General features: G+C 40.2%; 28 protein-coding genes. 13 read left to right on the top strand and 15 right to left on the bottom strand.

Annotated elements, in window-relative coordinates:
* Positions 1–7 precede the first annotated feature (7 nt).
* Complete coding sequence (gene napA / locus HCCG_RS07760; RefSeq protein ID WP_002956931.1) at positions 8–2,821, bottom strand: nitrate reductase catalytic subunit NapA; 2,814 nt, start codon at positions 2,819–2,821, stop codon at positions 8–10.
* Between the two features lie 254 nt (positions 2,822–3,075).
* On the opposite strand from napA, the gene HCCG_RS07755 reads away from it, so the two are divergent.
* The 8 genes from HCCG_RS07755 to HCCG_RS07720 all read left to right on the top strand — a co-directional run bounded on the left by HCCG_RS07755 (position 3,076) and on the right by HCCG_RS07720 (position 8,176).
* Entirely contained in the window at positions 3,076–3,741 is a 666-nt protein-coding gene (locus tag HCCG_RS07755) for an HAD family hydrolase (protein WP_015453564.1), read from the top strand.
* A 150-nt stretch (positions 3,742–3,891) separates the two neighbouring features.
* Positions 3,892–4,380 (top strand): transcription elongation factor GreA, encoded by a 489-nt coding sequence (greA, locus tag HCCG_RS07750; protein WP_002956929.1) that lies wholly within the window; start codon positions 3,892–3,894, stop codon positions 4,378–4,380.
* 3 nt (positions 4,381–4,383) lie between these two features.
* Entirely contained in the window at positions 4,384–4,827 is a 444-nt protein-coding gene (gene dut, locus HCCG_RS07745) for a dUTP diphosphatase (RefSeq protein WP_002956928.1), read from the top strand.
* Between the two features lie 24 nt (positions 4,828–4,851).
* Entirely contained in the window at positions 4,852–5,565 is a 714-nt protein-coding gene (locus HCCG_RS07740) for a tetratricopeptide repeat protein (protein ID WP_002956927.1), read from the top strand.
* Positions 5,566–5,569: 4 nt separating this feature from the next.
* Complete coding sequence (locus tag HCCG_RS07735) at positions 5,570–6,574, top strand: hypothetical protein (RefSeq protein WP_002956926.1); 1,005 nt, start codon at positions 5,570–5,572, stop codon at positions 6,572–6,574.
* Positions 6,574–7,194: a type III pantothenate kinase gene (locus tag HCCG_RS07730; protein WP_002956925.1), complete on the top strand. Its 621-nt coding sequence runs from the start codon at positions 6,574–6,576 to the stop codon at positions 7,192–7,194. The genes HCCG_RS07735 and HCCG_RS07730 overlap by 1 nt, the downstream gene beginning before the upstream one ends.
* Positions 7,195–7,224: 30 nt before the next feature.
* Positions 7,225–7,833, top strand: coding sequence for an ATP phosphoribosyltransferase (hisG, locus tag HCCG_RS07725; RefSeq protein ID WP_002956924.1), 609 nt, complete (start codon positions 7,225–7,227; stop codon positions 7,831–7,833).
* Positions 7,808–8,176 (top strand): hypothetical protein, encoded by a 369-nt coding sequence (locus tag HCCG_RS07720; RefSeq protein WP_002956923.1) that lies wholly within the window; start codon positions 7,808–7,810, stop codon positions 8,174–8,176. Before hisG ends, HCCG_RS07720 begins: the two co-directional genes overlap by 26 nt.
* 108 nt (positions 8,177–8,284) lie before the next feature.
* Here the strand turns inward: HCCG_RS07720 and HCCG_RS07715 are convergent, their stop codons facing one another.
* The 3 genes from HCCG_RS07715 to HCCG_RS07705 form a co-directional block, all read right to left on the bottom strand.
* The gene (locus HCCG_RS07715; RefSeq protein ID WP_002956922.1) at positions 8,285–8,476 is read right to left on the bottom strand and encodes a hypothetical protein; all 192 of its coding nucleotides are present in this window, start codon (positions 8,474–8,476) and stop codon (positions 8,285–8,287) included.
* Between the two features lie 105 nt (positions 8,477–8,581).
* Positions 8,582–9,190 (bottom strand): tetratricopeptide repeat protein, encoded by a 609-nt coding sequence (locus HCCG_RS07710; protein ID WP_002956921.1) that lies wholly within the window; start codon positions 9,188–9,190, stop codon positions 8,582–8,584.
* Positions 9,190–10,101, bottom strand: a complete 912-nt coding sequence (locus HCCG_RS07705; protein ID WP_014667542.1) for a tetratricopeptide repeat protein — start codon at positions 10,099–10,101, stop codon at positions 9,190–9,192. Before HCCG_RS07705 ends, HCCG_RS07710 begins: the two co-directional genes overlap by 1 nt.
* 161 nt (positions 10,102–10,262) lie before the next feature.
* Here HCCG_RS07705 and traF point away from each other — a divergent pair, with 161 nt between their 5' ends.
* Both traF and HCCG_RS12845 read left to right on the top strand, forming a co-directional pair.
* Positions 10,263–12,032, top strand: a complete 1,770-nt coding sequence (gene traF, locus HCCG_RS07700) for a conjugal transfer protein TraF (RefSeq protein WP_230197922.1) — start codon at positions 10,263–10,265, stop codon at positions 12,030–12,032.
* A 37-nt stretch (positions 12,033–12,069) separates the two neighbouring features.
* Positions 12,070–12,204: a hypothetical protein gene (locus HCCG_RS12845; RefSeq protein ID WP_002956916.1), complete on the top strand. Its 135-nt coding sequence runs from the start codon at positions 12,070–12,072 to the stop codon at positions 12,202–12,204.
* A gap of 149 nt (positions 12,205–12,353) precedes the next feature.
* On the opposite strand, the gene HCCG_RS07695 is transcribed toward HCCG_RS12845, so the two are convergent.
* From HCCG_RS07695 to HCCG_RS07645, 11 genes are all read right to left on the bottom strand, one after another.
* Complete coding sequence (locus tag HCCG_RS07695) at positions 12,354–13,076, bottom strand: YebC/PmpR family DNA-binding transcriptional regulator (protein ID WP_002956915.1); 723 nt, start codon at positions 13,074–13,076, stop codon at positions 12,354–12,356.
* An 88-nt stretch (positions 13,077–13,164) separates the two neighbouring features.
* Entirely contained in the window at positions 13,165–13,860 is a 696-nt protein-coding gene (locus HCCG_RS07690) for a hypothetical protein (protein ID WP_015453560.1), read from the bottom strand.
* 17 nt (positions 13,861–13,877) lie between these two features.
* Entirely contained in the window at positions 13,878–14,843 is a 966-nt protein-coding gene (gene hemB, locus HCCG_RS07685; RefSeq protein WP_002956913.1) for a porphobilinogen synthase, read from the bottom strand.
* A complete protein-coding gene (locus tag HCCG_RS07680; protein WP_002956912.1) occupies positions 14,844–16,106 on the bottom strand; it encodes an ArsS family sensor histidine kinase in 1,263 nt (420 codons plus the stop codon).
* Positions 16,107–16,114: 8 nt separating this feature from the next.
* Positions 16,115–16,795 carry an acid response regulator transcription factor ArsR gene (gene arsR, locus HCCG_RS07675; RefSeq protein ID WP_034548291.1) on the bottom strand — a complete coding sequence of 227 codons (681 nt, stop codon included), beginning with the start codon at positions 16,793–16,795 and terminating at the stop codon, positions 16,115–16,117.
* A gap of 347 nt (positions 16,796–17,142) precedes the next feature.
* Complete coding sequence (locus HCCG_RS07670) at positions 17,143–17,505, bottom strand: CiaD-like domain-containing protein (protein WP_002956910.1); 363 nt, start codon at positions 17,503–17,505, stop codon at positions 17,143–17,145.
* Entirely contained in the window at positions 17,487–17,747 is a 261-nt protein-coding gene (locus HCCG_RS07665) for a hypothetical protein (RefSeq protein ID WP_002956909.1), read from the bottom strand. The genes HCCG_RS07670 and HCCG_RS07665 overlap by 19 nt, the downstream gene beginning before the upstream one ends.
* A 57-nt stretch (positions 17,748–17,804) precedes the next feature.
* Positions 17,805–18,716, bottom strand: coding sequence for a tRNA 2-thiocytidine biosynthesis TtcA family protein (locus tag HCCG_RS07660; RefSeq protein ID WP_014666595.1), 912 nt, complete (start codon positions 18,714–18,716; stop codon positions 17,805–17,807).
* A 1-nt stretch (position 18,717) separates the two neighbouring features.
* Positions 18,718–19,038, bottom strand: coding sequence for a hypothetical protein (locus HCCG_RS07655; protein ID WP_002956907.1), 321 nt, complete (start codon positions 19,036–19,038; stop codon positions 18,718–18,720).
* Positions 19,039–20,367 carry an MFS transporter gene (locus HCCG_RS07650; RefSeq protein WP_002956906.1) on the bottom strand — a complete coding sequence of 443 codons (1,329 nt, stop codon included), beginning with the start codon at positions 20,365–20,367 and terminating at the stop codon, positions 19,039–19,041.
* Positions 20,368–20,412: 45 nt separating this feature from the next.
* Positions 20,413–20,931 carry a peptidylprolyl isomerase gene (locus HCCG_RS07645; protein ID WP_002956905.1) on the bottom strand — a complete coding sequence of 173 codons (519 nt, stop codon included), beginning with the start codon at positions 20,929–20,931 and terminating at the stop codon, positions 20,413–20,415.
* 139 nt (positions 20,932–21,070) lie between these two features.
* Here HCCG_RS07645 and HCCG_RS07640 point away from each other — a divergent pair, with 139 nt between their 5' ends.
* The 3 genes from HCCG_RS07640 to purC all read left to right on the top strand — a co-directional run bounded on the left by HCCG_RS07640 (position 21,071) and on the right by purC (position 24,326).
* A complete protein-coding gene (locus tag HCCG_RS07640; protein ID WP_230197921.1) occupies positions 21,071–22,069 on the top strand; it encodes a hypothetical protein in 999 nt (332 codons plus the stop codon).
* 165 nt (positions 22,070–22,234) lie between these two features.
* Complete coding sequence (locus HCCG_RS07635) at positions 22,235–23,587, top strand: S41 family peptidase (protein WP_014666599.1); 1,353 nt, start codon at positions 22,235–22,237, stop codon at positions 23,585–23,587.
* A gap of 25 nt (positions 23,588–23,612) precedes the next feature.
* Complete coding sequence (gene purC / locus HCCG_RS07630) at positions 23,613–24,326, top strand: phosphoribosylaminoimidazolesuccinocarboxamide synthase (protein WP_002956902.1); 714 nt, start codon at positions 23,613–23,615, stop codon at positions 24,324–24,326.
* Positions 24,327–24,340 lie beyond the last annotated feature (14 nt).

The following is a 24,340-nucleotide window of genomic DNA, read 5'->3' as shown; positions in this document are numbered from 1 at the left end:
AGAATCCTTATGCCTTATAGATTTTTACCGCACATTTTTTAAAGTCTGTCTGCTTTGAAATGGGGCAAGTCGCGTCAAGACATACCTTATTGATGAATACATTTTCATCAAACCAAGGCACATAGATAAGCCCCTTTGGAGGACGATTCCTACCGCGTAAGTCAAGTTTTGCCTTGACTTTACCACGGCGAGATTCTACCCATACGATTTGATTTTGTGCGAGATTTTGCTTAGCCGCATCATCTGGGTGCATATAGCAAAGTGCTTCAGGCACAGCACGATAGAGTTCAGGCACACGCATAGTCATCGTGCCAGAATGCCAATGCTCTAGCACACGCCCAGTGCAAAGCCAAAGTGGATAATCTTTATCAGGCATTTCGCAAGGATCCATATAAGGGCGAAGGAAAATCTTTGCCTTATTATCAATACTTACTTTTGCATCGCTTGGGGCATTGAGTGAGCCAGATGGCATACTCTTATCTTTATTACCATAGAATGCAAATGCCTTGCCATTACCGAGTTTTTGAGCGTAGAAGTCGTATTTAGCGTTAAATCTCCATTGTGTTTCTTTGCCATTAACAACAGGCCAACGCAATCCTCTCACACGATGATAAGTGTCAAAATCAGCTAAATCGTGAGCGTGTCCTAAGCCAAATTGGCGATACTCTTCCCAAAGGTATTTGTGGATAAAAAATCCATAGCCCTTAAAGTCTTCATCATTACCATCTTTAATAGCACGATTATCCCCAAACACTTCAGTGTTTAGCCCATTTTTAAGCAAAGGATCATTGATGCTAAAGCCCTTTGCATTTTTATTTGCAAAAAGCACATCATAGAGCGTATCACTCTCTTTATACCCCATAGCTTTAGCAGATTCTAAAACAGGCTTAAGGTCAAGGTTAGCATACTCTTTGCCCCATACTTCAGCAAGTGTGAATCGTTTAGCAAATTCCGTCATTTGCCAAATATCAGGCATAGCCTCACCCGGAGCTATAACTTGCTGTTTCCAGTGCTGTGTGCGTCTCTCTGCATTCCCGTAAGAACCCCATTTTTCATAAATCATTGCCGTTGGCAAAATAAGATCGGCTACCTTTGCACTCACGCCTGGATAGCATTCACTCACAACAATAAAGTTATCAAGCTCTCTAGCTGCGGCAATCCAGTGATTAGCATTGGCTGTGTTTTGCCAAGGATTATTCACTTGCACCCACGCCCATTTAATCTTGCCATCTTCTAAATCCCGCATAATTTTAAGATAAGGTGAACCTACCTTGCCATTAAGCGTTCCGCTTGGGAGATTCCAAATTTTTTCAGTGATTTCACGATGTTTTGGATTAGCAACAACCATATCCGCAGGTAGCCTATGAGTAAATGTCCCAACTTCACGAGCCGTGCCACACGCACTTGGCTGTCCTGTGAGTGAGAAAGCACCACTACCGGGTTTGGCTTGTTTGCCTAAAAGCATATGCACCATATAGCTTTGTTCATTGACCCAAGTGCCTCTTTGGTGTTGATTCATACCCATTGTCCAAAAGCTCACAATCTTGCGATTTTTATCAATGTAATAATCCGCTAAGGTTTGAAGTTTTTTCTTATAAGATTCTATGTCTTCATCAGGATTGCCTTTTGAGAGTTTTGCTACAAAATCAAGGCTATAAGGCTCTAAGCCTTTTTTGAAGTCTTCAAAGCTAATACCCCAGTGGTTTCCAGCCGCATCCGCCTTATCCATTTTCATAGTATCTCCGGCTTTGATTCCAAGATATTGTAAGGTAACACCTTCTTCTTCGCTCACCACTTTTGATACTTCTTTAGCGACAATGTCTTTTTCTTCAGCTTTAAACCTAGCGTGATTTGGGTTATTTCTCATACCATAGCCGATATTGACAAAGCCGGTGCTAAAGACGCAGTTTTCTTTGACAAATGTAGAATCTACGGCGTTGCGATTAATAATCTCGCGTGCGATGTAGTTCCAAATCGCTAAATCTGTATGTGGCTTAAAGATGATTTCCATATCTGCTAAATCCGAAGTTCTATTCGCAAAAGTTGAGAGATTAATCACCTTGACATTGCTATTGCTTAGCTTTCTATCGCTCACACGACTCCAAAGCACAGGGTGCATTTCTGCCATATTTGCCCCCCAAGTAACGATAGTATCGGTTAGTTCAATATCATCATAACAGCCAGCAGGCTCATCAATCCCAAAAGTTTCTATAAAGCCCACAACCGCACTTGCCATACAATGTCGTGCATTTGGGTCAATATTATTACTTCTAAAGCCGCCTTTGACAAGTTTTACCGCAGCATAACCTTCTTGAATCGTATATTGCCCAGAGCCAAAGACTGCCACACCCGTTGGTCCAAGCTCGTTGTAAGCTTTTTTAAACTGCTTTTCCATTTCATCAAAAGCACGCTTCCAGCTCACCGGTGCAAACTTACCTTTTTTATCAAACTCACCATTGCTATTCACACGCAAAAGAGGTTTTGTAAGTCTATCTGCTCCATACATAATCTTGGCACAGAAATAGCCCTTAATGCAGTTTAGCCCTCTATTTACAGGAGCTTCTGGGTCGCCTTTGACAGCCACGATTTTGGCTTGTCCGCTACTATCTTTTTGGGTAGCGACCATAATGCCACAGCCTGTTCCACAGAATCTACATACCGCTTTATCCCATTTCCAAAGTTTTTGTGCATTTTGTGCCTCTGCACTCATTGCACTAGGGATACTTAGCCCCACACTTGCTGCTGCTGAAGCTGCTGCCGCACTTTTGATAAACTCTCGGCGTGAAAGTGTGGGCTTATGCTCTTGCATTTTCTTTGTCATAAAACCTCCTTAAACAATGTTGTTTGACATTTGGGGAATCCAAATGTTTGAGGCAAGATTCTAAACTTAGATTCTCATTTTACTACTTGATGAAAGTCAATGTGAGTTAATAAAAATTTTACTTTTAATCACTCTATCTTTATACTTATAAATATATTTCTATTTAGCAATGTGTGCAGAATCTTTGACATAATAGATAAGCTTGATTTGTAAAATCCCTTACAATACATATTTTCGCTGTTTAAGGAATAAAGATGAAAAAAGAATATATCGTGCTTTTTGATTTAGATGGGACGCTTGTAGATTCTACACAGGCTATTTATGCGAGTTTCTCTCAAGCCTATCTAGCGATGAATGACACGCCTCCAAGCCTAGAGCAAGTCAAATTGGGCATAGGACATACTTTAGAATCTATGTTTTTACAAAATGGTGTCAAAAAGCAAAGTGTAGATGAGTATGTGAAGCATTATAGAGTGGCGTATCGTGGGCTAATGGAGCAAGGCACTCATCTACTGCCTAACGCAAAAGAAGCCATAATCTTAGCCCATAGTTTTGCGACACTTGGCGTGGTAACGACAAAGCGGGGGGATTTTTCCCAAATTCTGCTTGATAAGCTTGGCGTGTGGGAGTATTTTAGCAGTATTGTTGGTATAGAATCTGTGAGTAGCCCAAAGCCCCACGCAGAGCCGATACTTAAAGTTTTGGAAATGTTGGATAAGGATAAGGAGATTCAAAGAGATAGAATCTATATGATAGGTGATACAATCCTTGATATACAAGCGGCAAAAAATGCTAAGATTCAGGCTGTTGGGGTGCTGTGTGGCTTTGGCAAAAAGGAAGCAATGCAAGAATCTCAAGCACCTTTATGTGAAAACACACTTGAAGCAGTAGAGTGGATTAGGCAAAAGGCTTTATCTTAAGTTGTAGGGTTTAATTTATATTTATTTAACGAAGTTTGGCTATGATTTTGCTTTTTTAAATATTTTCAAAACATTTTCAAAAGGGCGTTATAGCCAAAATGTAAAATAAAAAATACAAAGAAAATAGAATCTTAAATTGTGGGGAAAATAATGGCAGAACCAATGACAAACTATGGCTATGAAAAGCTCTGTGCGGAGCTAAAGAATCTCAAAGAAGTGGAGCGTCCAAAGATTGTGGTAGAAATAGATGTAGCGCGCTCTCACGGAGACTTGAAAGAAAATGCAGAATACCACGCCGCAAGGGAGAAACAAGCCTTTATTGAAGCTAGGATTAATGAGCTAGGGCTTATGCTCTCACAAGCGCAAGTGATTGATCCTGCGAGTTTAAAGCACAATAAGGTGAGCTTTGGCTCAAGTGTGAAGATTCTAAACCTTGATACCGATAAGGAGTTTGTCTATACGCTTGTAGGCTCAATGGAGAGCAACCCATCTAAAGGGCTAATTTCGGTTTCTTCGCCTATTGCCAAGGCGTTAATGGGAAAAAAGCAGGGCGATGAGGTGAGCATTATGCTACCTAGTGGAGAAAATGAATTTGAGATTTTAGAAGTGTTTTATAAAGAGATTGTGTTTGGGGATTAGGCTATGAAACAGGCTCGTATTAAGATTAAAAAACTCCATAAGGACGCGGAGATTCCAAAGTATCAAAGTGTAGAGGCGGCTGGATTTGATTTGCATTCCATTGATGAGATTGTGTTGAAAGCTGGGGATAGGGCGGTAGTCAGCACAGGCTTAGCCTTTGAGATAGAATCTGGCTTTGAAGTGCAGGTGCGTCCTAGAAGTGGCTTGGCGTTAAAAAATGGCATAAGTGTGCTAAATACGCCCGGCACGATTGATAGCGATTATCGCGGGGAGATTAAAGTGATTTTAGTCAATCACTCGCAGGAGGATTTTATCATACGCAAGGGCGATAGAATCGCACAAGGTGTGATCAATGAGATAACTCAAGCAGTCTTTGCTGAAGTGGAAAAGCTAAGTGAAAGTCAAAGGGGAGAATCTGGCTTTGGCTCTTCAGGTGTTAGCAAATAAATTGATAGAAATAAAAGGAGTTTTATGAGTTTGCAGTCTAATTTAAAGGGCGTAAAAGAAGAATTTAAAAGTGATGAGAAGCTACTAGAAAATGCGTTTCGCTTGGAGATTTTATGGAGGCGGTATCGCAAGTATGTGTATGTGGCTGTGGTTTGCGGAGCTGTGGGACTAGGCTGGTTTGGTATAAGCTCGTATATACAGGCTCAAAAAGCACAAGAAGCAAGTGCGGCGTATGCGGTGCTTATGCAGGATTCAGAAAATAAAGAGGCTTTAGAATCTTTACAAAAAGCAAGTCCAAATCTCTATGATATGTATATGTATTTTAACGCTAATGGCGATAAGACAAACTATGAGAAGTTGGCAAACTCGCAAAATAAGCTTATTAAAAATCTTGCTAAATACGAAGTGGCTACTTTGAATCTAAGTGAAAAAATCCAAGATAAAGACGCCATAAAAAATACGGATTTTACAGGGGAGTTTAAGTCTTTAGAAAATGTGGAATACAAGGCATTAAGGGATTTAGCGATTTTGCAAGAAGCTTATGTGTTATTTCAACAAGATAAGATTGCTGAAGCTCATCAAAAGCTAATGCTTATTGCTGAAAATTCGCCTTTTGCCGCAGAAGCGATGATATTGAAGCATTATGGGTTTGAAGATTCGGCTAAAAATGCCCTAGATTCACAATCTCAAGTCGCAAATACAGAATCTCAAGCCACAGATTCACAGTCTAAGCCCTAAGGATTTGTATGAAAAAGTTTTTTTGTTGGTGTGTGTTTGTAGCCTTGCTATCTTTGCTGGGTGTAGCTCTAAAAAGCATTTTGAGCCAAAGCTCATAAGTGGCAAAATGGAGTTTAAAGACAAGCTAAGTTCGCCCATACAAAGCGTTTCAAGGCAGGGAGCTATTTTAAAGGATAATACGCTTATTACTTTGGAAAATGGTATAACGCCCATTGTGCTAGAAAAGGGTTATAGGTTTTTGGCACAAGATGGGGATAGTTATGCGATACAAAAGCAATGCGATGAGATTCTTATTGTGCGGAATGGAAATGAGAATCTCCATAAAGTGCCTTTTAGCTCCTGTGTGCTAACTGCGAGTTTAAAGGGCGATAAGTTGGCTATGGTGCTTATTGACAACACGCTTGTGTATTATGACATAGCCAAGCAAAAAGAGATTTTTTCGCAAAAATACCCAAATGTCAGTGCGATAAACTCTTACCTTGCTTCACCTTTGATGAATGATCAGTATGTGATTTATCCGGATTTGGAGGGTAAGATTCTTATTTATAGTATCGCTCAAAATAAGATTGTAAAGGATATTTTAGTCAGTAGCGATAAGTTTTTTAATAATGTCATTTATCTTCACGCCAAGGGTGAATACCTGCTTGGGGCGACTGCAAAGCGTGTGAGTGCGATTATCAATGATAAGAGCTTTAAGTATGATGTGGATTTGCGTGATGTGAAGTTTTATAATGATAAAGTGTATGTGCTAGGCATTGATGGGGAGATTTTGGAGCTTGATCATACTTTGAAGCTGTTGCGTAAGGTGCGATTGCCTTTTGCGGTGCTAAGTGGGATTGTCATACAAAATGACACCCTTTATACGCTTGAAAAGGGCGGCTATGTGATAGCTTTAAGTCTCAAAGACTTTGCACCATTAGTGTATAAAAGCAATCTTTCCAAGAAAAAAAGCCTTTTTTACACCAAGGATAGTATATTCTACGATAAGGTTTATAAAAGGTTTGAGTAATGCTATTGTGCGATGTGGGGAATACTTTTTTACATTTCTATCATAATGGTAAGATTTGGAAAGAAAAGCCCTATGCCCTAAGCAAGAAAAAAGAGAATCTGCCTATATATTATATCAGTGTCAATGAACGCTTTGAGCGATGTTTGCTTGCTTCGCACCCATATTGTGTGAATATTGGCGAGTATATTGAGATAGAGAGCGAGTATAAGGGGCTAGGCGTAGATAGGCGTGCAGCGTGTAAGGCAGTGCAAGATGGCGTGATAATTGATGCGGGAAGTGCCATTACTGCGGATATTATGCAAAATGGAATCCACCTTGGCGGCTACATTATGCCCGGACTTGGTGCGTATAGAAAAATGTGTGCTGATATCTCCCCTGTGCTTGATATAAAAATAGAGCCAAGTGTGAATCTCTCCGCCCTACCGCAAAATACAAGTGATGCGTTAAGCTTTGGGGCGATAAAAAGTGTGATTTTAATGATAAAAAACACCACTCGCACAAAAAAGATATTTTTCACAGGGGGCGATGGCAAGTTTTTTGCACGATTTTTTGAAAATGCCATTTATGATAATACGCTTGTGTTTAAGGGTATGCAAAAAGCCCTGCAAAAGCATATCTAGCAGAATCTAAGGAAATCTAAGGGGGCCAAAATGATAAAAGTCGCTTTGCCAAAAGGTCGCATTGCTAAGGAAAGCTTAGCATTGTTTGAGCGGTTGTATGGGGCGGGATTTGCCTTTGATGATAGGAAGCTGATTTTAGAGCATACGGACTTTACCTTTATGCTTGTAAGAAGCCAAGATGTGCCTACTTATGTGGCTCATAGGGCGGCAGATGTGGGGATTGTAGGGCTTGATGTGATAGAAGAGCAACAGCTTGAAGTCATAAAGCTTTTGAATCTGCAAATTGGGCGGTGCAAGGTTGTCGTAGGCTCTCCTTGTGGAAAAAGCCTTGATCTTCAAAAGCCACAGCTAAAAATCGCTACAAAAATGCCAAATATCACGCGTAAATATTTTGCTAATAAAGCCTTATCTATTGAGACACTTAAGCTCTATGGCTCCATTGAGTTAGCCCCGCTTGTTGGGCTAAGTGATGCTATTGTGGATATTGTGGAGACAGGTAGTACGATGAAGCAAAATAATCTTAAAATTGATGAAGTGATTATGGAATCTAGTGCGTATTTGATCGCCAATACAAATAGCTTTTATGGGAAAAAAGAGCAGATTCTAGCGTTGTATGATAATCTTAAAAGCACACTATAAGGGGCAAAATGAAAAAGATTCTGTTTTTATGTTTAAGCGTAGGTGTATGGGCTGGGGAATGGGAGATGTTTTTCGATGGCAAGGATACTTATGTCTATTCCACAAATACAGGCGAGATTTATATCCGTCATCAAATGGGGAAAAAAACTATGAAGATGTGTTTGTCAAAATGCCCCGTGGTATGCAACCAAATGAAGTGAGAAACCCTCGCCAAAGCTCCATATCTCAATCCCCACAAACGCCCCAAACCCCTAAAGATTCAAGTGAAGCAGAGAGACTCAAAGATATGCAGTTAAACGCGTTGAAAAAATCCCAAGATATGCTTAATGCTGCTATTGAGTAGGGCTTAGATTCTGCTATTTTGTGCTTGTGCTTTACTAAAATCTTGCTTTGCTAGAATCTTGTCATACTGAGCTGTAGGCGAAGTATCTACATTCTTTAAAATTCTTTTTTAGCTAAGGGGGAGAGGCTTGAATTGTGAAGTCGCTCTCTCCCCCTTAGCAATCCCCCACTCCGACGACACTTTCAAGGTAGGCGATTCACGCAGTGAAACGCCACCATTGATTTTATGCGTGGCAAGGGCGTGCCTTGCCACTGCGGTGGTTGCTGAATTGGCTTGAGATTCTACGGCTTTCTCCGTCATTGCGAGACTTCCGCAGGAAGTCGTGACAAAGCGTAGCTTCTTTAGCAATCCATATAAAAACACAAACCCCAAAGCTAGAACCCACTCACAGAATCTGCCCAAAGCCTAATTCATCTCTCTATATAAATCACAGCCTTGCTGATAGCCTAAATAACAAGCTTGTCCGTAGAAGCTTAAAGCCGCCTGTCTGCTTTTTGCCACGCCTATGCCCTTAGCATACATATCGCCTAGATTCACACACCCTGCCACGCTCCCACCAGCACAAGCCCTTTCATAAAGATTCAGCGCGTCCGCATAGTTTTTACTTACAAAAATCCCCTCTTGTGAAAGCACCCCTAGATTATTACACCCATCAGGCTCAAAGCGTGAGCAGGAGAATTTATAGAGTTGCAACGCCACGCCATAGTTTTGCTTCACACCTAGCCCATTTTGATATAAGATTCCAAGGTTGCTACACGCTTTTAGCACCCCACCATCACAAGCTTTTTTATAAAAATAAGCAGCCTTGCTATACCACTGCAGCCCATTTTCACCCTTCATATATTCGTGTGCGACAAAGTAGCAATCACTAGAGCTGCCTTCATTGCAGTTTTGTAGATACTCCGCCACTTTCTTTTTCATATCTGCACTTTCATAGTTATTCATATTTTCATCAGCTAAATACGCCCCAAACGCAACAGCACACATCACACCTAGTGTCAGCAAGATTCTCATTATTTCTCCTTTAGCTTAAGGGCTTTGTATTCTTCGCACCCCTCTTGGAATCCCAAATCACAAGATAGCCCATAATACTCCATCGCTTTTTTCTTATCTTTTTTTAGCCCCTTACCCGTAAAAAGCATTTCCGCGATATTAAAACACGCCCTATCATCTCGTGCCAAACACGCATCGCTATAATACAACCCCGCTTGTTTATAATCTCGCTTTATCCCAAGCCCTTCTTCAAACATCACGCCTAGATTATTACAGCCCCTAGGGTATCCGGCTTGGCAGGATTTGTGATAGAGATTGAGTGCGACTTCATAGTCCTGCCGCACACCTAGCCCATAATGATACAAGATTCCAAGTGAGCTACAGCTCTGCCCAAAGCCCCCATCACACGCTTTGTAATAATAACTCGCACTCATTGCATAGTTTTGTGCTACACCGCTCCCTTGAAAGTAAAGCGTCCCAATAGCGTGGCACGCTCCCAAATCCCCATCATAGCACGCATTTTCATAGAGCCTTATAGCAGTGCTAAACTCCCCATTAAGCCACGCATTATATGCTTCTTGTAATTCACGCGAGGGCTGTGCATTAGCATTATACGAGGCTTGTGCTTGTGGTGTTAAGGCTTTAGGGGGCGTGATTTCTTCAGGCTGTGGAGTAGTTTGCATAGATTCAAGTGGAAGTTCTAGTATCGGCAGTTGAGCTTTATTTAGCGTAGAATCTGGTGTAGAATCTGCAGGTGTAGAATCCACAAGTGCGGAGCTTTTCTCAATCTGTGGAGCGATATACTCGCTATTTGGCGTTGGGCTAAGTGAGCTAGGACTCACCATATCGCCCTCACCGCCAATAAGGCTTGTCGCCACGCCCAAGCCCATAACCAAACCTATGACATACAATCTCGCCTTCTGTGGTGTCATCATTATTCCCTTCTGCGAATAGAATTTTATTTAAAAATAGCTAAAAGTGTTCCTTTTTTTTAAGATTCTAGCAAAAATTTTAAAAACTTTTATGCGAAAGTCTGTAAAATGGCACGATTTTTTTTACTTGAAGATTCTAATAAATGTTTATAGAGGTGCGTATGCGACCAAAACACAAGAAAATGGGACATAGGACAATGAGACATAAAGTAATGGCACTAGCGATGTGTGCGGGAGTAAGTGGCTTTGGCTTAGAGTTTGGATCACAGGGGCAGGTCTCTGCTGGTATGGGTGGGGCTGGTGTGGCTGTGCGTGATTCTGCGTGGGGGCTATACTATAATCCCGCATTGCTAGGAGCAGATAGACGCACGAAAATGGGTTATAGCTTTGGGATTGCTTTTAAAGAGCAAAATCTCTTGCAGCTTGCCACCATTGATGTGGATAATCTCAAAAATCTCCCACAAACGCTTACAAATCAGCTCACCGGTCCAAGTAGTGGCGGCACAAGTGTTAAGATTGACGGAAAAGATGTTGATGGTGCGTTGGGTGGAATGCTTAATGCTCTTTTTCCAAATAGTGGTGGCAACATTGACACTAATGCTGTAAAGAATCTGGTAACGGAGGTTACGGGACAAACTCCTGCTACTTGCACCAATGCAAAAGATTGTTGGGAAGAAATTAAGGATGCAAATGCCTTGAATAAACTCAAAGACAAGCTTTCAGATGCAGCCACAGGGGGAGGCTCTCCACTTGTGGGAAGCATTATTGATGGTGTCGATCCAAGTAAGCTACCAAAGATTATGGAGGAAGTATCAAGCGGGACATTTGATGCCAACAAAATGCTACAAGAAGTAGGGAAAATAACGATTGCAAAAGGGGCAGATTCTGTTATTGATAAGCTTTTAAATGACTTTGGCGTGGTAGATGGGGCGTTAAAGGGCAATGATGTGAATCTGGCTACGCAAAATGGCTTTGTCTTTCAGTTTGCTGGGGATAAAGGCTCAAGGCGAGTGGAGAGCGATAGCTTAGGCACAATCAATGTCCAAGAGATAGATTTGGGGCGTGGAGCTGTGGGGATAGGGCTATTTGCTTCAGCATTTTCTAATGCTTCCGCACAGATTGACCCAAATAATAATAAGCTCATTTTTGACTTAGGCGGGAGGTATTATCAAGCAAGTATTAATGGTAATAGTGTAACGCTTGAGTATTTGGCAACTCAAAGTAATCTCAATGGCTCAATTATGAATCCACAGGCACAGCATACTTTGTATGCTAACGCCTTAGCCCTTGTGGAGATTCCAATAGGCTATGGGCATACGATTTTCACACCTATGGGTGATGTGAATCTAGGCTTGGCGGTGAAATTTATCCAAGGGATTGGCTATGGTGATAAGGTTAATTTTGCTGTGGGGAATATGCCAAGCGTGAGTGTGGATAAAAATAAAATGGATATGGCTCAAACCTTTGGACTTGACTTTGGACTGCTCTATTCGCCAAGATTTGTGAAGAATCTTCATCTTGGGCTTGTGGCTAAGAATGTCAATTCCCCCACCATTAACCGTACGGGTGTGGCAGATACGACACTTCACCCGCAGGTGCGTGCAGGGGTGAGCTATGAGATGATGGACTTTCTCACTTTTGCCTTTGATGCAGATGTGCTGCCAAATGAGACACTCTCACTCTCAAGCCCCAAAAGTCAGTTTTTTGGCGGTGGGGTGATGGCGAACTTTAAAAAGGTGGATTTCCGCCTTGGGGCTATGCAGGATATCCGCTCAAATGCGGGAGAGGGGCTAATCCTAACCGGTGGGCTAAATCTCTTTGGATTCTTAGATGTGGCTATGCAGTATGGGCTAGGGCAGAATATCACAATACAAGGCATAAATGTATCAAACTATATGAGCTTACGCGTAGGCGGTCAGTTTAGCTTCTAGGAGGCTTTTGTCAATTTGTGAGTCTAAGGCGTAATCCTTGCAGATAGCAGGAGATATAAGGCGAAAAATCTCTGTAAATCTAGCCTTTGTTATACTAAATCTAACCCTTGTCATACTGAGCTTGAGCGAAGTATCTAGCTTCAACAAAAGTATGGCAAGGGAGATTCTATAGATACTTCGCCCTCAAAGGCTTCAGTATGACAAAAAAGTGTCTGTTAATGAAAGAAAAATAGGGGATAAAGCAGGTTAGGATTCTAAGAGGGATTTGCTAGATTTAGGGCAGATTCTAAGCTAGGCTAGAATCTGCTTGTTATTTGGGAGTTATTCAATATTTGTATAAACGGCTTGGACATCATCATCTTCTTCAATTTTATCAAGGAGCTTTTCAATCTCTTGGAGTTGTGTTTCATCAAGTGTGATTGGGGAGGTTGGGATTCTCTGTAATGTAGCCTTTGAGATTGGAATCTGTAAGCTTTCAAAGCCTTCATTCAATCGTCCAAAGTCCGTATAATCCCCATAAGCGATGTAATACTCTCCCTCTTCATCGCTTAGCTTTTCTAGCTCTTCTAGTCCATAGTCAATAAGGGCGAGTTCTAGCTCTTCTATATCGCGGCTATCTTGTGTGCGGAACTCAAAGACACTTTTGCGTGAAAACATAAAATCAATAGAGCCATTGGTAAGAATACTTGCATTTGGCGTTTTGTTAAAGTAGCTTTTGATATTGGCGATAGTGCGGGTTGGGTTATCTGTGGTGCATTCTATAAAGATAAGCACACCATAGGCTGCCTTGCCCTCATAGGTGATTTCACTAAAGATTCCATCTTTGCCACTGGCTCGTTTGATTGCCGCATCAATATTATCTTTTGGCATATTTTGTGCCTTGGCGTTGGCAATGGCGGTGCGGAGCTTGGCATTCATCGCTGGGTCAGATCCGCCCTCTTTGGCAGCAACGGTGATGGCTTTAGCAAGTTTAGGGAAGACTTTACTCATCTTATCCCATCGTTTTTCTTTGGCGGCTCGGCGATATTCAAATGCTCGTCCCATAATATATCCTTTGGATTTAGAATCTAAAAGGTGGCATTATAGCTAAAGCTTGGCGGATTATTCAATATTTAGGGAAATTTAAAGGCTTTTACATTGGGTCAAACTGATAATACTCTAAAAGCTTATAAATGGTTTGTTTATTTGGTGTGGGCTTTGCCTGAAAGATTCCAAGGTTATTAGCGGAATCTATACATTCTAAAAAATCAAGCAAGATATGATAATGAGGGCGGTTAAAAAAGTCGTGGATAATAATGATACTTTGCGGACAATATAAAATCGCATTCAAAGCACACGCCACGCGAAACCGCCCATCAATAAAGATCGTATCAATCTGTGAGCGGAGTGTAGAATCTAGACTGACAAAGATACTTTGGGAATAGAGTGGAAAGCTATGTCTTTGGCTCTCATCTTTTGGGAAGCCCCACTTTTGCACTTCGCCGATGTTAATGGGATAGAATCTCAAGCGATTGTGGGCAAGGGCGTTTTGGATAAGGCTATTTTGGGATAGCTCATTGATAAAAGCAGGGTTAGATTCCACGCTAAAGATTTGTGCTTGTGTAAGATAACAGAGTAAAAATGTGCTACCGCCACAGCCAAATTCTATATAGGCTTTGGATTTGAGTGCGTATTGTGTGAAAAGAGTAATTTCTGTGGGTAGGGCATACATTGGCACAAAAGTATCGGGTACAAAAGTATCGGGTACAAAAGTATCGGGTATAAAAGTTTGAGATGTGGCTGGGGAAGTAGAAACTGCTAGGCATTGATTAGGGCTAGAATCTAGCAAGGTAAGCCCTTAAGATTCTAAAGAAGTTTAGCTATCTCTTTAGTGTGATAGCTAATGATAATATCCGCTCCCGCACGCTTAAAGCCTGTGAGTGTTTCAAATAAAACGCGTTCATAGTCAATAAGATTGGCTTTTTGCACGTGTTTTAGCATAGCATACTCCCCGCTAACATTATACACAGCTAAAGGCAGCAAAGTGCGGTCGCGAATATCACGCACAATGTCTAAATAGGCTAGGGCTGGTTTTACCATTAAAATATCCGCTCCTTCAGCTTCATCGGTTAGGCTCTCTAAAATAGCTTCCCTGCGATTAGCACTATCTTGCTGATAAGAGTTTCTATCGCCAAAGCTTGGAGCGGAGTTTGCCACATCGCGGAATGGTCCATAATAGCCACTTGCAAATTTAGTAGAGTAGCTCATAATGGGGATATGAGAGAATCCGCCTTTATCTAAATAGGTGCGTATTGTGCTTACCATTCCGTCCATCATCGCACTTGGGGCTATCATATCCCCACCGCAACTTGCAAGGACTAAGGCTTGTTGCCCTAGAATCTCAAGTGTGGCGTCATTATCTACACTATTAAGATTCTTATCTAAGATTCCACAATGTCCGTGGTCTGTGTATTCACAAAAGCATAAATCAAGTGTGATAATCATCTGCGGAAAATGTTTTTTTATGGCTTTTATGGCTTGTGGGATAATGCTTTTATCACTCAAAGCCTCGCTTCCACAAGAATCTTTGTGGCTTGGCAAACCAAAAAGGAGAATATGGTATATGCCAATATTGAGTAATTCCTCGCATTCTTTAAGGATATTATCAACGCTTAGTTGAAACACATCTGGCATAGAGGGGATTTCATTTTTGACATTTTGCCCTTCAATCACAAAAAGCGGATAGATAAAATCCTGCTTATGTAATCTAGTTTCTCTTACAAGCTCTCGCATAGGGGCTTTTAGGCGTGTGCGTTTTAGTCGTCTAAACATTTAATCTCCTTTTTTGGGTTTAATGGGGCAGTAGTTTTCCACCACACAATGATGAATGATGAAAACATTACAACCATCTTCGTATTTGTAGCTAAAGTCAAAGCCTTGATTATCAAGGGTATTTTTGATGATATACATTCCTAAGCCAAAGCCTTGCGATTGTGGGGACTTTTCATTTTTGAAATAGGGCTTGAAGTAGTCTTCTAGCGGATATTGCAAGGCTTCACCCTTAGAGCTAGTGTAGAGCTTGTCATTTTTAGTATAGACACGCACTTTGCCATCTGCACTGTATTTTATGGCATTATCAAGGAGATTTTTTAATGCAATAGCAAAAAGGTCAAAATCCGCTTTGATAAGGGCATTTTCGCTCTCTAGCGTAATGGGGCTAGAATCGTGGATAAGGAGCATTTCTTCAGTGTGATGAATAAGATCGTATAAGAGAAACTCTTGCTTGTTGATATGGTAGCTTTTGGAGTTGATTTTCTCAATCTTTGCAAATTCGTTGATTAGGTCATTAAGACGCATAAAGGCGGAGCAAAGCTGCTGTTTTTGGCTGTCATTTTCCACCATTTCAGCCACAATTCGCCCTTTTGTGATGGGCGTTTTTAGTTCGTGCATAATGGAGCGTAAAAGTAAGGAGCGAGATTCATTTAAGCTTTTAATTTTATTTGACGCTTTGTGAAACTCACAATATAGCTCACCAATCTCATCTTTTGTATTTTGCCTATATTGCGGGGTAAAAGCACCATCGGCAAATTGCTTAATCTGCCCTTTTAGAATCTTAAGGGGCATTAGGCTTTTTAGGACGATGAAAAACACAAAGGTTAAAAGGATAATACCAATAAGCGTGATAATGTAAAAATCCTCATAAGATTTGCGGGAGTTGTCTTTATAGAGTGTAGTTTCATTGTGCGTTTCAAGCAGGATATAAATGCCATTTTGGGTGTTGATTGCCTTTGCAAATACGCCTTCAAAGTCTGTGGGGAGCTTGTTAATCTCTTGCAAAACGCGTTTAATCTCTTCTTCTTCCACCGGCACAAATTGCATTGTTTGAAGATATTGCTTGATGATTTGGATATTGCCACCATATTGCATTATTTCGTTGATTGTTGTGGTGAATTGTGAGTATCGCAGCTCGGATAAAAGATTCTCATTTTCTATATGATCTTGGATAAAGTAGTAAGAGATAGCAAAAAAACTTAGCAACGCACAAAGAAATAAAATGATGATTTTAAAAAAGATAGAGTGCCGAAAGGAAAGCATAGAATACCCTATGCTTCAAGCTTGTAGCCAACACCACGCACGGAGATGATGTATTGGGGTTGCTTTGGGTTTTCCTCTATTTTGGAGCGGAGGCGTCCTATGATGACATCAATGCTTTTATTTGAGCTTTCAGGGTTAATAGATTCAGATTCAATAGCGATGGCTTCGCGTGAAAATACATGCCCTTTTTTGCTGATAAGTAGAGTGAGAATCTCATATTCCGCACGGGTAAGCTCTAGCTTTTTGTCTTTGAAAAATACTTGGCGGCTGTATTTGTCAATCTTAAATACGCTATCTTTTTCCTTATCTTGCTCTTTAATACTCTTTTTATTGTAGCGTCTAAGGAGCGATTGGATTCTAGCCACTAGCTCCTTTGGGTCATAGGGCTTTGAGATATAGTCATCTGCACCGCTTTTAAGGGCTTCAACCTTATCATCAACATCGCTTCGTGCGGAGGATACGATAATAGGAATGCTATTTTGCTTTGCTACGCGTTTGCACACTTCTAAGCCATCAAGATTAGGCAAAGTCAAATCAAGGAGCAAAACATCAAAATGTTTCGCATTAACCGCACTCATTCCGGTGTATGGCTCATCATAATTAGTAACATTCATATCATATTGTTTCAAAAAGCCTGTGATAATTTCTGCTAATTCTACATCATCTTCAATCATTAAAACTTCTAGCATTGTGTAACCTTTAATTGTGGTAAAAAAGTTAGGGATTGTATAACAAAACACTTTTTAGATAGCTTAAGTATTGTTTTGGGATTGTCAAAGGAGAGAAAGAAACCGCTCAAGTGGGGGCTTGAGCAGCTCAATAAAGGTTTAGTTGTCATCGGTGTGAGCATCTAGGGAAACAAGGAGGAAGTTGGAGGGGGATAATCTCCTTTGAGATGATGCTCACAATGGTTAATCCATCACCTCGCCCTATCTCATTCAGGCTAAAGGCTGGGAGAATTCTAAAGGGCATTGTTAAACAATAATTTAATGATGATTAACAATCTTGTAAAAACAATATACAAATTAAAATATAATTATTTTTTTAGGAGTTCTAAACGCTCTTGAATCACATTCAGCTGATGTTCAAGGAAGTGGGTTGTGATACGCAGAGCAGATTCTATATTTTGATTATGCTCTGCCTTTAGTCCTTCAAAAAGCACCAAAAGTCGCTCCTGCAAACCTTCTAAAAACTCGCATTCTTCTTTTAAGGATTCAGCACTTTTATGCGTGGAGTGGGGCATTTCAGTAATAGGATTTTCAGCAAGGGGTGGAGTGAATGGGCTATCAAAGGTATGAAAAGTTTCTGCTAATTCTATGGGTTTAGCTTGTGAATCTTGCGTGAAAGATGGATGTGAGAGTTTATTAATCGTTTCAAGTATTAAATCTTTGAGTTCCATTGGAAAAGCCACCTTTGAAATTGGATTGTTTCATCTTGGGATTGTGGGTTAAGGAATTGCTCTTTACGCATTTCATTAACTTGCGGGAAGTTATTTTGTGTAAGCATAAGGTATTTTATGGCTTGTTGTGCGTCTTTGTTATTCGGCTCTTGGAGTAGAATCTCGCGATAGATTTTTAACGCGTCTTCTTTCAGTCCGTGCATTTCATAGATTCTAGCAAGTGTAATTGATTTGATACTCAAAGCCTTTGCTCCTACTTCAAAAGATGAAACGCCACATTGTATAATGATTTTGCTAATTTAAATATTAAGATAGTTTGTGTCGCAGAAACTTCCGGCGTGAATGTTGCTAAAGGCATTTTTTAGAGATTTGAAAAAGTTTGGATTTTCACTTTCCATATTTTTTAAAAACTGCTTTGTGGCTTCCCTTGCATAAGGCTTTTTATCAGAATCTAGCCAGTTAATGGGGCAATTGCAATCAGGTGCAATGTAGATGCCATTACTTGCGATAAAATCAATAATCTGCCGCTCACGCATAAAAATCAAAGGGCGTATCACTTCTAGCCCATTCTCCGCACGATAAATAGGCGGCATAGACCGCATAGCTCCATTATAAGTGAGATTCATAAAAAAGCTCTCCGCCGCATCATCTAAATGATGTGCTAAAGCGAGTTTGTTATAGCCATACTCTAAGGCTTTGCTGTATAACGCCCCACGCCGCATACGAGAGCAAAAGCTACAATAAATCGTCCCCTCTCTTTTATTCTGCTCTAAAATCTCATAAATATCCGTGCGGTATAGCTCATAGGGAATGCCTAGCTTTTCACAATATTCAAAAATATATTCATATTCTCCACCCCTGCCATAATCCACGGTTAAAGCCTTAAACTCAAACTTAAAGGGTGCGTGTCTTTGCATATAGGCTAAAATCGTGGCTAAAAGGATAGAATCTTTCCCACCGCTTAAGCCTAAAAGCACCTTATCGCCCTCTTTGATGAGATTGTATTGTGCATTTGTCTTGCCTACAAGGCTTAGGATTTTTTTGCTGATTTTTGGTGCTTCTTTCGTCTTAGAGCTTTTTTTGCAATCCCCACTAGAATCCGCACTGGAATCTGCAGATTTCACAAAATCCCCTTGAGATTCTGCTCTAAAACTAGAATCTACACTCCATTTTTGGATTTTAGCATTAGTGATATGCGTAGCGTTATACATTTTATTCCTTTGTGTTTGGGGGAGTTTTCAACCTATGCTCTTTGTGAATATCCCCCCACTTTTCCACAAACTCATCATAAGACATTGTGTGCGTTTCAAATCTCTTTTCTTCATCTCTCCAATACCGCAGGAACACCTTATGTGAATCCTTAGGCAATGTTATTTCTATATAATCTTTACTGCCATCTTCTGCTTTTATATAGATAGGCTCATCATCGGTTTTAGACTTTTTCTTTGTGAAATAATCTCTATTTTGATAGATAAGAAAGCAAAGGTATGTCCCCATCACTGAAGCGATAATGATTTTTTCATAAAATTCCATTTATGGTTGCTCCACATTAAGAGTTTTTAAAATCTGTGCTTCATTTGTAAGTGTAGCGTCATATTTAATGATAGCAAGATTCTCATTTTCATTAATGTAAAATTCAATCACGCCTTGAATCTGCTCTAGCTTAGGCAGTGCTTGAGTGATAGAATCTTTTAATGGGAGATAGATATTTTGATGATTTGCAGGATTTGTAAGAAATATTGCCAAAATAACAGCCCATACCACACATACCGCAGCAATGATAAGTGAAAGATGAAACAATCCTATCTCTTCATACAGCCACCCACCGCACATTCCGCCAAGGGCTGAACCCACATAGCCAAGTGTGGTAAAAACACCAAGGGCTGCACCTTTTTGATGAGCTTTAGGATAGCGACTAGCAAGGGATTGCATAATAGGCTCGTGGATAGCAAAGCCGATAAAAAAGACTAAAACCCCTGCAGCAAAAAGCAAAAGGTTTTCTTGTGGTGTGGCAAATGCCATAAGGAAGTAAGACAACACAAAAGCAAAGATTCCAAAAAGCATAACGGCTTTAAACTGCCCCTTTTTTTGTGCAAAGATTGATGAAGGACCCATCGCAAAAACGCCTACAAGTGCCGCAGGAGCATAGACTTTCCATAAATCCCCTTCTGTTAAATTAAAATGATGTGTTAAAGCAAGGCTTATACATACAAAGGCAAAAATCATTAAAAACTTCTGCAAAAATGCACTGAGATTCATAATCAGCAGATTCTTATCCTTTAGCACATTGCTTGTATCCGTGTCATTGAAGTGATATTTTACACTTGGTGTATCAGGGACTTTCCAATATAAAATAAGCAAGGACAGCACACAAAAGGCACTTGTGATGAGAAATAGGGCATTCAGCCCAAAGGTGCTTGCCACAATGGGGCTTAGAAGCATAGCTAAAACAAAGCTTATGAAAATCCCAGCTCCCATAATCGCCATTGCTTTGTTGCGTTCTTCTTCTTTGACTAAATCGGCAATTTGCGCACTCACCACACCGCCAACAGCCCCCGCTCCCTGCAAGAATCGTCCAATAATAAGCATAGTGATATTTTCCGCAAACGCACAAACCAAAGAGCCAAATAAAAAGATAAAAAACCCAATACCTACGATATGTTTGCGGTTGTATTTATCACTCCAGATTCCAAAGGGTGTTTGAAAAATGATTTGCGTTAAGGCATAGCCACCAGCGGCAAGTCCAGCCAAAAACGCCGTGGTGTGAAACTCATCAGTATAAAGCCCAATGATAGGCAAAACAATAAAAAGTCCAAAAAACCGCAGACTAGAAATTAAAGCAAGAGGAAAAACAGCTTTCATTTGATTCCTTATGATGTCTTAAAATGTGCCGCTAGAGATGAAAATCTAGCGTGATGAAGCAATGCTAATAGATTCTATAATATCCCCTTGCTTAATGCTATTAAGCACTTTAAAAGATTCTAAATCTCCCGTTTCAATTCCACCAAAAACGGTATGCTCTCCATCAAGGTGAGGTTGCTGGGCAAAGCAGATAAAAAACTGGCTACCGCCGGTGTCTCTACCAGCGTGTGCCATTGATAGCACACCTTTTTTGTGCTTGTGTGGATTGTTATCTAGCTCACATTTGATTCTATATCCCGGTCCGCCTGTGCCATTACCGATAGGACAACCGCCCTGTGCGACAAAGCCTTGTATCACACGATGAAAGGTTAAACCATTGTAGAATCCACTTTGGGCTAGAGTGGCGAAATTTGTAACACTCTGTGGTGCATCGGTATTAAAGAGTTTTAAGGTCATTGTGCCTTTGCCCTCTCCATTTGGTGATTTTACCGCTATGAAAGCATATTGTAGCTTTTCTAGCTCATCTTGATTTACATCAAATACTTTGAGTTCCTCTCTAAACATTGTTTGCTCCTTAAGGTTATTTAAGATTTATAGAATGAAAGCCGATATTGGCTTTGATACAGATTCTACATTGTAATGTAGAAAGTGTGGGGATTTTACCGATATTAGTTTAATAATATTTCAATGAAAGGTGTTGGCGGTGTTTAGGCAGAGTGTTGTTTTTACCATATTTGTGGCTTTAATGTATATGGTGAATCCTACCTTGCTTTATGGCTCCGAAGATTCTCTGCAAGAAGTTATGGAGGGGTATGAAAGCCCACAAAAGCTTTTTATGCCACAAGATACAAAAAATCATAGTGGCAAAGATTCTCATTCTAACACACTTTCCATATCTCATAATCCACAATCTCAAGGCATTTCCCCACGAGATATGAAGCTCCCAAAATTGCCCGATTGGATTTACAGCACAGCCATTATTGAATCTTCTTTTAATGATGGGTCGTTTAAAAAGGGTTTGGGGACATTGCTGAAAAATGGCTTTTATATTACATCTTCGGAAGTCATCTACGATGGCACAATTACCCCCACAAAGATTTATGCAAAGATGCAAGATGATTTTAATGCAAATATAATGTGCGTGGCACAGCTTAGCATTAAGGCAATAGACTTAGATTCGGGACTTGCACTTCTAAAGGTGGCAAAATATGTGGATAGCTATTGTCAAATGCGTCCCATAAAGAGCTATTATCAAGATAGAATCTACAAACATTTTGGGGTAAATGTTTTTGCTTCAAGTGTTAGGATTAAGCTACAGACAGAGGTATATTATCCTTATCTTGATGATGAATTTGTGTTTATTCAGCAGAGTTTGAAGCTCACCAAATTTGCAACATATTATGACTTTGATAGAAGGGTTGAGCAGGTGTATGGCTTTGAGATGGGGCGGGATTCTTATGAGGAATTTACCTATGGCAGGGCATTTTATGATAAAAATGGCGTGTTTTTGGGCATTATGAGTAGAGCAGGGGTTGGGTATTTGCCGGTGTTTATTAATCGCAATGTGATTCAGGATTTTTTATGTGATGTGCAGGATAAGGAGATTATCAATGAAGAGTTTGTGCGTAATGCGTGTAAGAAACTAGGGAACAAAAGAGAGCGATTTTTTACTGATATGAAAGGACGCACAATCTTTTATTAGGCTTAGCTTAGATTCTGTTTAAGCCAGTCTTTAACATCTTAATCAACGATAGCATTTTGGAGAGGATCTTGCTTAAAGTAGAATCTGTTAGGAATATATATATTTTTTTGGGTAGAATACAGCTTTTGTAAAATCCAAAAACAATCAATCACTAAAGGCATAATTATGATGAGTAAATCGCGTGTTGTTTTGGCGGGTATCATTGCATCATTGCTAATAAGTTCGGCTTTATTTGTTGGGCTATCAGCCGATGAGGCTCAAAAGTCAAAGCCAAAAGTGCAAGAAGTCAATAAGGTAGAATCTTTTAAAAAACTCCGCCGTATTATGGGGATTGTGGAGGAATATTATGTTGATGAGTTGAGTTTTGATGAGATTGTAGATAAGGCTATTGATGGGCTTTTAAGCAATTTGGACGCACATTCAAACTATTTAAACAAAAAGAAATTTGATGATTTGCGTGCAAATACCGATGGCGAGTTTGGCGGGATTGGTATCACCGTTGGGTTAAAAGATGGTGCATTGACCGTTATTGCACCTGTTGATGATACACCCGGCGATAAGGCTGGGCTAAAAAGCGGCGATGTGATTATCAAAGTAAATGATCAAAGCACCATTGATATGAGTATTGATGATGCGGTGAATCTTATGCGTGGTGCGCCTAAGTCAAAGGTAGAGCTTACAATTGTTCGTAAGGGAGAATCTAAGCCTTTGGTGTTTAATATCGTGCGTGATATTATCAAAATAGATTCTGTCAAAGTGCGTAAAATTGAGGAGAGTAACTTTGCGTATGTGCGTGTGGCGTCATTTGATAAAAATGTAACGCGTAATGTAACAAGCGGATTAAAGCAATTGGGGAAAGTTGATGGAATTGTGCTTGATTTGCGTAATAATCCCGGTGGTGTGCTTGATCAAGCGGTGGATTTAAGCCGATTGTTTATTAAAAGTGGTGTGATTGTCTCACAAAAAGGACGCACAAAGCAAGAAAATATTGAATATAAGGCAAAAGGTGCATCGTATGGAGATGTGCCTGTGGTTGTGCTGATAAATGGCGGAAGTGCAAGTGCAAGTGAGATTGTCGCAGGGGCGTTGCAAGATCATAAAAGAGCGGTGCTAATAGGGGAGCAGACATTTGGAAAAGGTAGTGTGCAAACGGTAATGCAGCTGGATCAAAATGAGGGGTTAAAGCTCACAACTGCCAAATACTATCTCCCTAGTGGCAGGACGATTCAGGCGGTGGGCGTTACCCCAGATATTGTCGTATATCCGGGTGTGGCGCCAGAGAATGAAAATAGCTTTAGTATTAAAGAATCTGATTTGAAGCGACACTTGCAAGGGGAGCTAGATAAGGCAAATGCGGATAAGACAAATCAGCAAACAAACAAAGCTGAAGCTCCAAAAGATGATAAAAAGCTTGTTACACAGAGTATGATATACCAAGATATTCAGCTTAAAACTGCCATTGATGTATTAAAGGCGTGGGGTGTTATAGGCACTTTCGGCACGAATAAAGCAAAATAAAAATCAAGTCAAACAAAGGAGAACTATGCAAAAAGAAGCAATGTTGTATGAAGGAAAGGGTAAGAAACTTTTTGCCACGAGTGATGAAAATGTGGTGATTGCGGAATTTAAAGATGATTTAACAGCTTTTAATGCCGAGAAAAAAGGTGTTGAATCTGGCAAAGGTGCTTTAAATTGTCAAATTAGCTCTTTGCTTTTTGAGCTTTTATCAAAAAATGGCGTGGAGAGCCACTATATCAAACGCTTAAATGACATTGATATGCTTTGTAAAAAAGTGAGTATTATTCCCATTGAAGTGGTTGTGCGAAATATTGCCACAGGCTCACTCACAAAGCGTTTAGGCATAAGTGAAGGGAGTGTGTTGCCTTTTGCTTTGGTGGAGTTTTATTATAAAGATGACGCATTAGGCGATCCTATTATCAATGATGAGCATTGTAAGATTCTAGGTTTAGTCAAAGAGCAAGGTGAGCTAGAAGTGCTTAAGGCTGAAGCAAGAAAGATAAATGAGATTTTGAGAGATTTTTTTGATAAAAGGGGCTTAAAGCTTGTTGATTTTAAGCTTGAATTTGGGTGGGATAAAGATTCTAAAATTATTTTGGCTGATGAGATTAGCCCAGATAGCTGTCGTTTTTGGGATAAGCAGACAAATCAAAAGCTAGATAAAGATAGATTTAGACAGAATCTAGGCAGTGTCAAGGTGGCGTATGAAGAAGTGCTAAAACGCATTTTAGAATCTTAAGAGTAAGAAAGGGA

Origin of the sequence: Helicobacter cinaedi CCUG 18818 = ATCC BAA-847, assembly GCF_000155475.1 — a bacterium.
Lineage (GTDB): Bacteria > Campylobacterota > Campylobacteria > Campylobacterales > Helicobacteraceae > Helicobacter_C > Helicobacter_C cinaedi.
The sequence above is the reverse complement of the archived record's forward strand: the minus strand, read 5'-3'. Positions and strand labels throughout refer to the sequence as shown.